Origin of the sequence: Streptomyces sp. NPDC001351, from assembly GCF_042896045.1 — a bacterium.
Lineage (GTDB): Bacteria > Actinomycetota > Actinomycetes > Streptomycetales > Streptomycetaceae > Streptomyces.
In genome coordinates this window covers 430,137-443,009 of sequence record NZ_JBIAWS010000007.1, presented here as the reverse complement: position 1 = coordinate 443,009, position 12,873 = coordinate 430,137, and the positions used below count along the sequence as shown (strand labels likewise).

Here is a 12,873-nt window from a genome sequence, read left to right as displayed (position 1 = left end):
GGTGCCTTACCAGCCGCGGTTGGCGTAGCGCTCGGCCTCGGGGAGGGTGTCGCAGTTGATGCCGACCATGGCCTCGCCGAGGTTGCGGGACGCGTCCGCGATGATCTTGGGGTCGTCGTAGAAGGTGGTCGCCTTGACGATGGCGGCGGCGCGCTTGGCCGGGTCGCCGGACTTGAAGATGCCGGAGCCGACGAAGACGCCCTCGGCGCCGAGCTGGCGCATCAGCGCGGCGTCGGCGGGGGTGGCGACGCCACCGGCGGAGAACAGCACCACCGGGAGCTTGCCCAGCTCGGCGACCTCCTTGACCAGCTCGTACGGGGCCCGCAGGTCCTTGGCGGCGGCGTACAGCTCGTTGTTGTCGAAGCCGCGCAGACGGGCGATCTCGTTCTTGATCTGGCGCAGGTGGCGGACGGCCTCGACGACGTTGCCGGTGCCGGCCTCGCCCTTGGAGCGGATCATGGCCGCGCCCTCGGCGATGCGGCGCAGGGCCTCGCCCAGGTTGGTGGCACCGCAGACGAAGGGGGTGGTGAAGGCCCACTTGTCGGAGTGGTTGACCTCGTCGGCCGGGGTGAGGACCTCGGACTCGTCGATGTAGTCGACGCCGAGGGACTGCAGCACCTGGGCCTCGACGAAGTGGCCGATGCGGGACTTGGCCATGACCGGGATGGAGACGGCCTCGATGATGCCCTCGATCATGTCCGGGTCGGACATCCGGGCCACGCCGCCGTCCTTGCGGATGTCGGCCGGGACCCGCTCCAGGGCCATGACGGCGACGGCGCCCGCGTCCTCGGCGATCTTCGCCTGCTCCGGCGTGACGACGTCCATGATCACGCCACCCTTGAGCTGCTCGGCCATTCCGCGCTTCACGCGCGCGGTGCCGGTCTCGGGGGCCTGGTTTTCGGAGAGCGTGCTGGACACGGGTTGACCTCACTGAAGTGAAAGAGGGTTTCTGCAAGCACCGAGGAAACGTGAGTGGGCCAGTCCACAGCAAGGGCCAATGAGAAGTCGGTGGATCCTTTTCTCCTCAGGCGTCCCTCGGCGGGCGCCTCAGTCGGAGTTCTCCCAGACCAGGACGCCCGGCCCGTCCGGCGTCAGAACCGGCACCCACGCCTCGTCCGCCTCGGCCAGCCGCGACTCGTCCAGCACGAGGGGCGTGGGATACAGGTCGTCCCGGTTGGCGGAGCCGTAGACATGCAGCGCGACCGCGGCCCGCAGCCGCTCCAGCAGCGGCGGAGGCCAGGTCAGGCCTTGGGCGCCGGCCCCCCGCAGCTCGCCCGCGAAGATGTCCTTCAGCTCGTCGTCGAGGCCGCTTCCCGGCACCGGCAGCACATAGCCCTCCAGCTCGTACGGTACGCAGCCGTGGCCGCCGCCCTGGACCTCGTAGACCACTCCGGTCCGCGCCGCCACGATGACGAAGACCGTGCCGTTGTCGTTGCCCTCCAGGTCGAGGAAGACGCGGCGTCTCCCGTCGCTCATGGCCGGGGCCCCTAGGCCGCGCGGTCGACCAGCGCCGCCGGTGGCTCGTCGTCCATCTCGAAGGCCATCGGGAAGGGGGCGTGGCCGGCCAGGCGGAACCAGCGGACCTTGCGGTGCTCGCGCAGGCGGCGGGCCGCGCCCACGGCGTCGTTGTGGAAGCGGCGGGCCATCGGGACCCGGCGTACGGCCTCGGTGAGCTCGTGGGCGGCCGCTTCCCCGCCGGGCGCCTCGCGGACCGCCTCCACCTGGGGCGCCTCGGCGAAGACGGCCCGCAGCGCCTGGCTCAACTCGCTCTCGGCGACCTCCCGCAGGTCCTCCTCGGCCTGCCGGGCGGCGTGCGCCGCCTCGTACAGGACGATCGACGCCGCCGGGTCGAGGACCCCGGAGGTGGCGAGTTCCTGGGCCACGGAGGCCCTGCGCAGCAGCTGTGCGTCGAGGGCGGCCCGCGCGGCGTCGATGCGGGCATGCAGCCGGTCCAGACGGCCCGCCGTCCAGCTCAGGTACAGGCCGATCGCCAGGAGGGCGACGAGGATCCAGATGAGGGTTGCGGTCACGGGCGGCAAGGTTAGCGGTGCGCCGAGGCGCCGCTGCGATCAGCTGTCGGCCGGGCCCGGTCGCTCCCCGCGGAGGCGGCGCGCCGCGGCCGACGGACAGGGGCGATGCGCACGCGGCCGTCGGCCCGGTGGCGGCATGGCCGCGCAACAGGCCATACACGTCCGGCGACGTCCACGCGCGCGTGGGCGAACAGGCCGAGGACGCTGCGATGGAATAGGGCGGCCTCGTCGAAGTGGTGCCAGGGCTCGTCGAGAGCCGGATGGTCGACGCGCCGCCCGCCCGGACCCGCCCGGCCGGCGTGCTCAGTCCCGTGCCAGACCGAACCGCCCCCGCAGGCCCGGTCCCCGCTCGTCCTCCGCCGCCGCGACCGCGGCCGCTCCCGCCGTCACCGTCTCGTACACCGACAGGATGTCCGCGCCGACCGTCGACCAGTCGAAACGCCGTACGTGGGCGCTCCCCCGCTCGCGCAGCTCGGCCCGGCGCTCCGGGTCGCCCAGCAGCCGCACGGCCGCCTCGGCCAGCGCGCCGGAGTCCTCGTTGGCGAACAGCTCGCCCGCCGCGCCCTGGTCCAGGACCTGGGCGAAGGCGTCCAGGTCGGAGGCGAGGACGGGGGCGCCGGCGGACATGGCCTCGACGAGGATGATGCCGAAGCTCTCGCCGCCGGTGTTCGGCGCGACGTACAGGTCGACGCTGCGCAGGAAGCGGGCCTTGTCCTCGTCGCTGATCATGCCGAGGAACTGCACGCGCGGGCGCAGTTCGGCGGGCAGCGACTCGACCGCCTCCTCCTCGTCCCCGCGCCCGGCGACCAGCAGCCGGGCCTGCGGGCGCTCGGCGAGGATCCTGGGCAGCGCCTTCATGAGCACCGGAAGGCCCTTGCGGGGCTCGTCGATGCGGCCGATGAAGCCGATGGTGTCGCCCTGCCACTGAGCCTTGGGCTTGGCCCGGGCGAAGAAGTCGACGTCGACGCCGTTCGGGATGACGACCGCGTCGCCGCCGAGGTGTTCCACCAGCGTGCGCCGGGCGTACTCGCTCACCGCGATGCGGGCGCTGATCTTCTCCAGGGCCGCCTGGAGGATCGAGTAGGCGGCGATCATCGCCCGCGAGCGCGGGTTGGAGGTGTGGAAGGTGGCCACGATCGGGCCGGAGGCCGCCCAGCAGGTCAGCAGGCCGAGGGAGGGCGAGGTCGGCTCGTGGATGTGGACGACGTCGAACTCGCCGTCGTGCAGCCAGCGCCGGACCCGGGCGGCGCTCAGGAAGCCGAAGTTCAGCCGGGCCACCGAGCCGTTGTACGGCACCGGGACCGCCCGTCCGGCCGAGACGACGTACGGCGGCAGGGGCGTGTCGTCGTCAGCGGGAGCCAGGACCGACACCTCGTGGCCCAGGCGGATGAAGTACTCGGCGAGGTCGCGGATGTGGAACTGGACGCCGCCCGGCACGTCCCAGGAGTACGGGCAGACGATGCCGATCCTCACGACACGCCCTTCTCGGGAGCCGGGGGTTTCTTCGCAGGATCGAGGTCCTTGAGCCACAAGCGCTGGAGCATGTGCCAGTCCTCCGGATGGTCGGCGATCCCGGTGGCGAAGGCATCGGCCAGCGCCTGTGTCATGACAGACGTCTTTTCGGCGCGGCTACCTGTCTCGGGTACCTCGACCGGCGGGTGCACACGCCCCCGCATGACGGGCGAGTCGTCGTACCAGAGCGTGACCGGCAGGAGCAGTGCGCCGGTCTGCTGGGCGAGGAGCGCGGGGCCGGCCGGCATCCGGGTGGGCTCGCCGAAGAACTCGACCTCTACGCCCGAGGACGACAGGTCGCGCTCGGCGACCAGGCAGACCAGGCCGCCGTCGCGCAGCCGCCGGGCGAGCGTGCCGAAGGCGGTGCCGCCGCTGTGCGGCAGGACCTCCATGCCGAGGCCCTCGCGGTAGGCGACGAAGCGGTCGTAGAGGGTCTCCGGCTTGAGGCGCTCGGCGACGGTCGTGAACGGCGTCTCGAGCTTGGTGGTGACCCAGGCGCCCGCGAGGTCCCAGTTGGCCATGTGCGGGAGCGCCAGGATGACGCCCTGGTCGGAGGCGATCCCGTCGGTCAGGTAGTGCACGTCCTTGGGGTCGAAGGCGCCCTTGATCCGCTCGGCGCTCCACGCCGGGAGCCGGAAGGACTCCATCCAGTAGCGCAGGTACGAGCGCATGCCCGCGCGCGAGAGTTCGGCGAGACGCTCGGGGCTCGCATCGGGCACCACGCGCGCGTAGTTGCTCTCCAGGCGCTGCACGCCCTTGCCGCGCTGTTTCCAGGCGAGGTCGGCGATGGAGCGGCCGAGCCGTACGGCGACGGGCTCCGGGAGCTTCTTGACGGTGCCCCAGCCGAGGCCGTACAGCGCGTCCGTCAGCTGATCGCGCAGGCTCACTTCGCCGCCTCGCTCCCCTGTGAGGCGTTGTCGGGGGAGGCCGCCGCGGCCTCCGCCTCCGCCGACTCGCGACGGACGGTGACCACCCGCTGGACGAGCGTGACCAGGCTGCCGACGGCGACGATCCACAGGGCGATCGGCAGCAGGTACTGGATGCCCGGCACTCCGAACTTGTGCAGTCCGGCGAGCCCGGCCGCGACCAGCGAGATGACCAGGCGTTCGGCGCGCTCCACGAGTCCGTTGACGGCGACCGGCAGTCCGATCGACTCGCCGCGGGCCTTGGTGTACGAGACCACCTGGCCGCTGGCCAGGCAGAAGATCGAGACGGCGCACAGGACGTTGTCGTTGCCGCTTCCCGCGTACCAGAGGGCGAATCCGCCGAAGATCGCGCCGTCGGCGACCCGGTCGAGGGTGGAGTCCAGGAAGGCGCCCCAGCGGCTGGTGCGGCCCAGCTGGCGGGCCATGTTGCCGTCGACGAGGTCGGAGAACACGAACAGCGTGATCACGACCGTGCCCCAGAAGAACTCACCCCGGGGGTAGAAGACCAGTGCGCCCGCGACAACGCCGGCGGTGCCGAGGAGCGTGACCGTGTCGGGGCTGACGCCCCGGCGGATGAGAAACGCGGCGAACGGCGTGAGGACACGCGTGAAGAATGCACGCGCGTACTTGTTCAGCATGGCCTTCCCGACGGTCGGTGTGGCCGCGGCCCCTGCTGGCCTCCGGCTGGCCCATCGTAGCCACGCGCGCGCGTGTGCGACTGCCGGGCACCCGGACGTCTGCGGGGAGATCGGGCGGACGGCCCGGGGCGGGGGCGGGTGGTGCGATCACGTCCTTCGTATGGACGCACCGTGACGGGAGTGGAAAGCTCGAAGAACCGCGGGCGTCATCGGAGCCGCCACCGCACGCGGCCCGGCATGCCCGCGCCCACAGTGACCTCACCGTGCACGGGAGGCAAGGCCATGGGCGACAAGGCAAGCGCACACCCCGGAGCCGCCGGCAGGGCTACAGCGGCCGACCACCCCGCGTCCGTACGGAATGTGGTGCTGGTCGGCCACAGCGGATCGGGCAAGACGACACTGGTGGAAGCTCTCGCACTCACCGCGGGAGCAGTGAACCGGGCGGGCCGCGTGGAGGACGGCGGCACCGTCTCCGACTACGACGAGATCGAGCACCGGCAGCAACGCTCGGTGCAGCTCTCCCTGGTGCCGGTCGAATGGGACGGCATCAAGGTCAATCTCCTCGACACCCCCGGATACGCCGACTTCGTCGGGGAGCTGCGGGCCGGTCTGCGAGCGGCGGACGCGGCCCTTTTCGTCGTCTCGGCCTCCGACGGCGTGGACGGCTCGACCCGCATGGTGTGGGAGGAGTGCGCGGCCGTCGGCATGCCACGGGCGATCGTGATCACCCACCTGGAGGCCGCCCGGGCGGACTTCGAGGAGATGACGCGGACCTGCGCGGAGGCCTTCGGCGGGGACGACCCCGACGCCGTGCTGCCGCTCTACCTGCCGCTGCACGGCCCGCAGGGCCCGGACGGGCACGCGCCCGTGACGGGGCTGACCGGGCTGCTGTCGCAGAAGGTCTTCGACTACTCCTCCGGCGAGCGCAAGGAGTCGGAGCCGGGCGAGGACCAGCTGCCCCGGATCGAGGAGGCCCGCAACCGGCTGATCGAGGGGATCATCTCGGAGAGCGAGGACGAGACCCTCATGGACCGCTATCTGGGCGGTGAGCAGATCGACTTCAAGACGCTCGTCGAGGACCTGGAGCGGGCCGTCGCACGCGGGGTCTTCTTCCCGGTCCTGGCCGCCGCCCCCGCGGCCGAGGGCGCCAAGCAGGGCCTCGGCACCGTCGAGCTCCTGGAACTGGTCACGGGCGGCTTCCCGACCCCGTTCGAGCACCCCACACCCGGGGTCACCACGATCGACGGCAAGCCGCGCGAGGTGAAGGCCTGCGACACGGACGGCCCGCTGGTCGCCGAGGTCGTGCGGACGGCCTCGGACCCCTACGTCGGCCGGGTCTCCCTGGTCCGCGTCTTCTCCGGCACGCTGCGCCCCGACGAGACGGTGCATGTGTCCGGGCACGGGCTCGCGGACCGCGGGCACGAGGACCACGACGTCGACGAGCGCATCGGGGCGCTGTCCACCCCCTTCGGCAAGCAGCAGCGCACCGTGACGCACGCCATCGCGGGCGACCTGGTGTGCGTGGCGAAGCTGAACCGGGCGGAGACCGGCGACACCCTCTCCGCCAAGGACGACCCGCTGCTCATGGAGCCGTGGCAGATGCCCGACCCGCTGCTGCCGCTCGCCATCCAGGCGCACAGCAAGGCGGACGAGGACAAGCTCTCGCAGGGTCTCTCCCGGCTGGTCGCCGAGGATCCGACCATGCGGCTCGAGCAGAATCAGGACACCCACCAGGTGGTGCTGTGGTGCCTGGGCGAGGCGCACGCGGACGTGGCGCTGGAACGGCTGCGCAGCCGCTACGGCGTCCAGGTCGACGTGATCCCGCACAAGGTCTCCCTGCGGGAGACGTTCGCGGGCAAGTCGGCGGGCCGCGGCCGCCATGTGAAGCAGTCCGGCGGGCACGGGCAGTACGCGATCTGCGAGATCGAGGTGGAGCCGCTGCCCGGCGGCTCGGGCATCGAGTTCGTGGACAAGGTCGTCGGCGGTGCGGTGCCGCGGCAGTTCATCCCCTCGGTCGAGAAGGGCGTAAGGGCCCAGGCGGCCAAGGGAGTCGCGGCGGGCTATCCGCTCATCGACGTCCGGGTGACCCTGCTGGACGGCAAGGCGCACTCCGTGGACTCCTCGGACGCGGCCTTCCAGACGGCCGGCGCGCTGGCGCTGCGGGAGGCGGCGGCCGACGTGAAGATCCATCTGCTGGAACCGGTGGCCGAGGTGACCGTCCTGGTCGGCGACGACTACGTGGGCGCCGTGATGAGCGACCTGTCCGGACGGCGCGGCCGGGTGCTCGGCACGGAACAGACCACCGGAAACCGCACACTCATACGAGCCGAGGTGCCCGAGATCGAGATCGGACGGTACGCCGTGGACCTGCGCTCCCTCTCGCACGGCACCGCGCGCTTCAACCGCTCCTACGCACGGCACGAGCCGATGCCTCCGCAGATCGCAGAAAGGATCCGTGAAGAGGCGCGCGACGCCTCGTAGTTGGCGCCGGGCGCTTCCAAGTCGCTTTTGTGGAACGCTCCCCTCCGTCGGCGGGCGGCTTCGGCCGTCCGCCGACGAATGTCAGTGCCTGCGGATACGCTGATGACCTGATCAAGTTGTCAGGCGAGTACCGTGACGACCTGATCAACAGGTGTGCGAAGCAAGGAAGTCGGGAAAGCCGCAGAAGCGACGTCGGCGGCGATCGGGGGCGGGAATGACCGTTGAGAGCGGCTACGGGGACATCTTCGGCCCCCAGGTGCCCCGGACGGGCAACGAGGGCCAGACAGCCACGTTCGCGCTGGCCTCCGCGGCCTACCGGGACAATCCGGTCGCGGACATCAAGAAGGCGGACAACGAGTGGCATGAGACCACCGTCAAACCCGGCCTGAAATGGGCGAGGATATTCCGGCCCAACCTGGGTGAGGCCTACTCGCGGGCGGTGGTGGACCGCATGGTGGGCGCCGGCCGCAAGCCGCTCATCCAGTCCTTCGGCGCCGAGCCCCCGGTCGTCGTCGAGCACTGTCTGGCGGCGAACAACATCCGCAAGGACCGGGACAATCTGCTGAGCATCGTGATGGTGCTGTGCGGCCTGCTGTTCCTGCCCGGCCTCCTCGTCTGGCTGCTGGTCTTCTCGATCCGCACCACCGTCGCCAAGCGCGACGACAAGCGGGCCGGCGCGCTGGCCACCACCCTGCTGGTGGCGGTGGGCGCCCTCGCCGTGATCTTCCTGATCCGCATGCCGTTCACGGGCTTCTGGGCCTGGTATGCGCGAGCCTCGGTGATCATGCCGGTCATCGGCTGGTTCTGGGCCCGGCAGATCTGCGAGCGGACGGCGAAGGACCTGCGTGAGCGCTGGGACAGCCTGCTGGCGGGCAGCAGCATCGGGGCCAAGGTGCCCGAGGCGGTGCCGACCAGCCCGGGCGAGACGAAGGCGGACGCACTGCGCCAGTCCCTGGCCAAGCTGAGCGCCGAGCAGCAGTCCAACTCCGTGTTCTACGCCGGCCCGAAGGGCATCCTCGGGATGGGCACCCGCTGGGGCAGCTGGCAGCTCGCGGAGGACCTGGTGCCCGCCGACCCGACCCGGGAGATCCACCCCTTCCGCAGCTGGGACGTCATCCGCTCGATCCACGACCAGCTGCGCATGCTGGAGCGGAACACGCTCAACACCGGCGGCTTCCCGACCCCTTCCGTGCGGCACTGGATCGTCACACCGATCGGCGAGGGCGCGAAGGAGGTCTCCCGGCCCGAGGGCACGGACGTGGACGCCTACCAGGTCAAGTCGCACGCGATACAGGACATCTGCAACAAGCAGCAGTTCGGCGCGGGCGACCGGCACTACCTGGGCGTGCAGTGGACCCTGTGGGACGGACAGCTGGTCATCACCATGATGATCACGGTGACCGTGCTGCACGAGACACTGCGCATCGAGGTCACCGGGCACGCGCTCGGTCCGGTGAACTCCCTGTTCACCAGCAAGCCCGAGGCGCCGACGAAGGAGGTCCAGAAGTCGTTCAAGCCGTGGGAGACCCGGAAGGTGTCCCTCCCGCTGGTCACCACCGACGAAGTCGTACGGCTGGCCGTCCGCGCCCCGCTCTCCTGGTACCCGCCGCTGCTGAACTGGCTGGGCGGCACGATAGCCCTGCCCGAGCCCTTCGGCCTCCGGCACGCCTGGGCCGACCAGCCCTGGCGCCACCGCTTCATGGCCGACGACGCGCTGCGCGCCGCCACGCCGGTGCTGCGGGTGGTGCACGCGGCGGCGATACGGGTCCTCGAGGAGAACGGCGTGGACACGGAGAAGTTCGGCACCAGGTCGGCGTTCCTGAGCACGCAGGTCCAGGACCCCACGCCCAAGAAAGCGGACGTGTACGAGGCATAGGACGTCTACGACGCGCAGGACGGGTACGACGCGGAGGCTTTACGCCGAAGGCCAGGCCTCCGCCAGCATCTTCCGGGTGTCCGCCAGCAGCTGCGGCAGCACCCTCGTGTGGCCGACGACCGGCATGAAGTTCGTGTCGCCGCCCCAGCGCGGGACGATGTGCTGGTGGAGGTGGGCCGCGATGCCGGCACCGGCGACCGTGCCCTGGTTCATGCCGATGTTGAAGCCGTGGGCACCGGAGGCGGTCCGCAGGGCCGTCATCGCCTGCTTGGTGAGCGCGGCGAGCTCGACGGTCTCGGGGTCCGTGAGGTCGGTGTAGTCGGCGACATGACGGTAGGGGACGACCATGAGGTGGCCGCCGTTGTACGGGTACAGGTTGAGCACGGCGTAGACCTGCTCACCGCGCCGGACGATCAGCCCGTCCTCGTCGGACTTGGCCGGGATGGAGCAGAAGGGGCAGCCGTCGTCGGCGCCGGGGCCGGTCGGCTTGTTCTCGCCCTGGATGTAGGCCATCCGGTGGGGCGTCCACAGGCGCTGGAACGCGTCCTGGACCCCCACTCCCAACTGCTGCTCCGGCTCACTCGTCATGCCATGCAGCATATGGCGTCGCCCGTTCGCGGCGTGTCGGCGGGGTTGTGCGAAAAGCGCTCCGGGCCAAGCTGGGCCGGTGGACGATGACACTCGCGCAGCCCTCTGGGAGCAGCGGACCGAGCTGCCGCTCGCCGTCGCATCGCTGGCCTTCCTCGCCTCGTACGCGATCCGCGTCCTGGCACCCGGTCTGGCGGCCCCCGTGCAGGAGCTGGCGCTCGCGGTGCTGCTGCTCTCCTGGGCGTTGTTCGCCTTCAACTACGCGGTGCTGTGGCGACTGAGCGGGCAGGGGCACAGGTTCGTGCGGAGGCACTTGCTGGACACGGTGGTGCTGATTCTGCCGCTGCTGCGGCCCCTTCGGATTGTCAAGGTCTACGAAGCCGTGCAGCGGCGGCACGGCAAGCCCCGGCTCGCGCTGCACGCGCGCGTCATCGCGTACTCCGGGCTGGCGACGGTCCTGCTCGGCTTCGCCGGGGCTCTCGCCCTCTACCAGCAGGAACGCGGGGCTGCGGGCACGTCGGTGCGGACCTTCGGGGACGCCGTCTGGTTGGCCTGTGCGACCCTGACGACCGTCGGCTACGGCGACATCGTGCCGGTGACGCCGCTGGGACGGCTGATCGCGGTCGGGATGATGGTCGTCGGGCTGGCCCTGCTCGGCGCGGTGACCGGTACCTTCGCCTCCTGGGTGCTGCAGGTCTTCGCCCGCGAGGACGACGAGAGGCCCCCGGGAGGCTGAACCTCCCGAGGGCCCTCGGACACCGGCGGACCAGGCCGGCCGGACCGGACGGTCAGACCTGCGCCCGGTCCTCCACGACCTTCGCGATCTTGGCGATGGCCTCGTCGAACGGGATGCCGTTCTCCTGCGAGCCGTCGCGGTAGCGGAAGGAGACCGAACCGGCCGACATGTCCTCGTCGCCCGCGATGACCATGAAGGGCACCTTCTGCTTCTGGGCGTTTCGGATCTTCTTCTGCATGCGGTCGGAGGAGGAGTCGACCTCGACCCGCAGGCCCTGCTTCTTCGCGGCCGCGGCGAACTTCTCCAGGTACTCCACGTGCCCGTCGCCGATCGGGATGCCGACCGCCTGGACCGGGGCCAGCCAGGCCGGGAAGGCGCCCGCGTAGTGCTCCAGGAGCACCGCGAAGAACCGCTCGATCGAGCCGAACAGCGCGCGGTGGATCATGACCGGGCGCTGCTTGGAGCCGTCCGGACCCGTGTACTCCAGGTCGAAGCGCTCCGGCAGGTTGAAGTCGAGCTGGATCGTCGACATCTGCCAGGTCCGGCCGATGGCGTCCTTGGTCTGGACGGAGATCTTCGGCCCGTAGAAGGCGGCGCCGCCCGGGTCGGGAACCAGGGGCAGGCCCTGCTTCTCGGCGACCTGACGCAGCGTCTCGGTCGCTTCTTCCCAGACCTCGTCCGAGCCGACGAACTTCTCCGGGTCCTTGGTGGAGAGTTCCAGGTAGAAGTCGGTCAGACCGTAGTCGCGCAGCAGGCCGAGGACGAAGGTGAGCGTCTTGTCGAGCTCGTCCGACATCTGCTCGCGGGTGCAGTAGATGTGCGCGTCGTCCTGGGTGAAGCCGCGGGCACGGGTCAGGCCGTGCACGACGCCCGACTTCTCGTACCGGTACACGGTCCCGAACTCGAAGAGGCGCAGCGGCAGTTCACGGTAGGAGCGGCCGCGCGCGTCGAAGATCAGGTTGTGCATCGGGCAGTTCATGGGCTTGAGGTAGTAGTCCACGCCCTCGTCGAGCTGCATGGGCGGGTACATGCCCTCGGCGTACCAGTCCAGGTGCCCGGACGTCTCGAAGAGCTTCCCCTTCGTCGCATGCGGGGTGTAGACGAACTCGTAGCCCTCCTCCTCGTGCCGACGGCGCGAGTAGTCCTCCATCACCCGGCGGACGATGCCGCCCTTGGGGTGGAAGACGGCGAGGCCGGAACCGATCTGCTCCGGGATGGAGAACAGGTCGAGCTCGCTGCCGAGCTTGCGGTGGTCGCGCTTCTCGGCCTCGGCGAGGAAGTCGAGGTAGCCCTTGAGCTCGTCCTTGGACGGCCAGGCGGTGCCGTAGATGCGCTGGAGCATCGGGTTCTTCTCGCTGCCGCGCCAGTAGGCGGCCGCGTTGCGCATCAGCTTGAACGCCGGGATGTTGCGGGTCGAGGGCAGGTGGGGACCGCGGCAGAGGTCCTTCCAGCACAGCTCACCGGTCTTGGCGTCCAGGTTGTCGTAGATCGTCAGCTCACCCGCGCCGACCTCGACGTCCGCACCGTCGTCACTCGACGCCGAGCCCTTGAGGCCGATCAGCTCCAGCTTGTACGGCTCGTCGGCCAGCTCCTCGCGGGCCGCCTCGTCGGTCACCACACGACGGGCGAATTTCTGCCCGCGCTTCTGGATCTCCTGCATCTTCTTCTCGATGGCCTTGAGATCCTCGGGCGTGAACGGCTTCTCGACGTCGAAGTCGTAGTAGAAGCCGTCCTTGACCGGCGGGCCGATGCCCAGCTTGGCCTCGGGGAACAGCTCCTGCACGGCCTGTGCCATCACATGCGCGGTGGAGTGGCGCAGGATGTTCAGGCCGTCCTCGGAGGAGATCTCCACCGGCTCCACGACCTCGCCCTCGGCGGGCGCGTAGGCGAGGTCCTTGAGCTCGCCGCCCACGCGCGCGGCGACGATCGAGCGCTCGCCGGCGAAGAGCTCGGCGGCCGTAGTGCCCGTCGTCACCACGCGCTCTTCCCGCTCGGAATCGCGTTGGATGATCACACGGACGTCTGACACCGGTCTCTCCTGACTGAAGGTGGTTGCGGCGCCATACCAGGAGCGCGCGCAATAGGG

The 12,873-nt window shown here is 70.5% G+C and carries 11 protein-coding genes; 3 read left to right on the top strand and 8 right to left on the bottom strand.

Features of this window, described 5'->3' with window-relative positions:
- Positions 1 to 6: 6 nt before the first annotated feature.
- The 6 genes from pdxS to pgsA all read right to left on the bottom strand — a co-directional run bounded on the left by pdxS (position 7) and on the right by pgsA (position 5,106).
- The gene (gene pdxS / locus ACFY1U_RS27335) at positions 7 to 918 is read right to left on the bottom strand and encodes a pyridoxal 5'-phosphate synthase lyase subunit PdxS (RefSeq protein ID WP_030949436.1); all 912 of its coding nucleotides are present in this window, start codon (positions 916 to 918) and stop codon (positions 7 to 9) included.
- 129 nt (positions 919 to 1,047) lie between these two features.
- On the bottom strand, positions 1,048 to 1,476 hold the full coding sequence (locus tag ACFY1U_RS27330) for a DUF6210 family protein (RefSeq protein WP_390696755.1): 429 nt from the start codon (positions 1,474 to 1,476) through the stop codon (positions 1,048 to 1,050).
- Positions 1,477 to 1,487: 11 nt separating this feature from the next.
- Complete coding sequence (locus tag ACFY1U_RS27325; protein ID WP_390696754.1) at positions 1,488 to 2,030, bottom strand: hypothetical protein; 543 nt, start codon at positions 2,028 to 2,030, stop codon at positions 1,488 to 1,490.
- Between the two features lie 303 nt (positions 2,031 to 2,333).
- Complete coding sequence (locus tag ACFY1U_RS27320) at positions 2,334 to 3,503, bottom strand: glycosyltransferase family 4 protein (RefSeq protein WP_390696753.1); 1,170 nt, start codon at positions 3,501 to 3,503, stop codon at positions 2,334 to 2,336.
- Positions 3,500 to 4,429, bottom strand: coding sequence for a phosphatidylinositol mannoside acyltransferase (locus tag ACFY1U_RS27315; protein WP_390696752.1), 930 nt, complete (start codon positions 4,427 to 4,429; stop codon positions 3,500 to 3,502). Before ACFY1U_RS27315 ends, ACFY1U_RS27320 begins: the two co-directional genes overlap by 4 nt.
- Entirely contained in the window at positions 4,426 to 5,106 is a 681-nt protein-coding gene (gene pgsA, locus ACFY1U_RS27310; RefSeq protein WP_390696751.1) for a phosphatidylinositol phosphate synthase, read from the bottom strand. The genes ACFY1U_RS27315 and pgsA overlap by 4 nt, the downstream gene beginning before the upstream one ends.
- A gap of 282 nt (positions 5,107 to 5,388) precedes the next feature.
- Between pgsA and ACFY1U_RS27305 the strand changes: the two genes are divergently transcribed.
- Positions 5,389 to 7,587 carry an elongation factor G-like protein EF-G2 gene (locus tag ACFY1U_RS27305; RefSeq protein ID WP_390696750.1) on the top strand — a complete coding sequence of 733 codons (2,199 nt, stop codon included), beginning with the start codon at positions 5,389 to 5,391 and terminating at the stop codon, positions 7,585 to 7,587.
- Positions 7,588 to 7,801: 214 nt separating this feature from the next.
- A complete protein-coding gene (locus ACFY1U_RS27300; protein ID WP_390696749.1) occupies positions 7,802 to 9,463 on the top strand; it encodes a hypothetical protein in 1,662 nt (553 codons plus the stop codon).
- 39 nt (positions 9,464 to 9,502) lie between these two features.
- On the opposite strand, the gene ACFY1U_RS27295 is transcribed toward ACFY1U_RS27300, so the two are convergent.
- A complete protein-coding gene (locus ACFY1U_RS27295; RefSeq protein WP_390696748.1) occupies positions 9,503 to 10,063 on the bottom strand; it encodes an HIT family protein in 561 nt (186 codons plus the stop codon).
- A gap of 67 nt (positions 10,064 to 10,130) precedes the next feature.
- Here ACFY1U_RS27295 and ACFY1U_RS27290 point away from each other — a divergent pair, with 67 nt between their 5' ends.
- Positions 10,131 to 10,787, top strand: coding sequence for a potassium channel family protein (locus ACFY1U_RS27290; RefSeq protein ID WP_390696747.1), 657 nt, complete (start codon positions 10,131 to 10,133; stop codon positions 10,785 to 10,787).
- Between the two features lie 52 nt (positions 10,788 to 10,839).
- Here ACFY1U_RS27290 and thrS read toward each other — a convergent pair whose 3' ends face one another.
- Entirely contained in the window at positions 10,840 to 12,816 is a 1,977-nt protein-coding gene (gene thrS, locus ACFY1U_RS27285) for a threonine--tRNA ligase (protein ID WP_390696746.1), read from the bottom strand.
- Positions 12,817 to 12,873 lie beyond the last annotated feature (57 nt).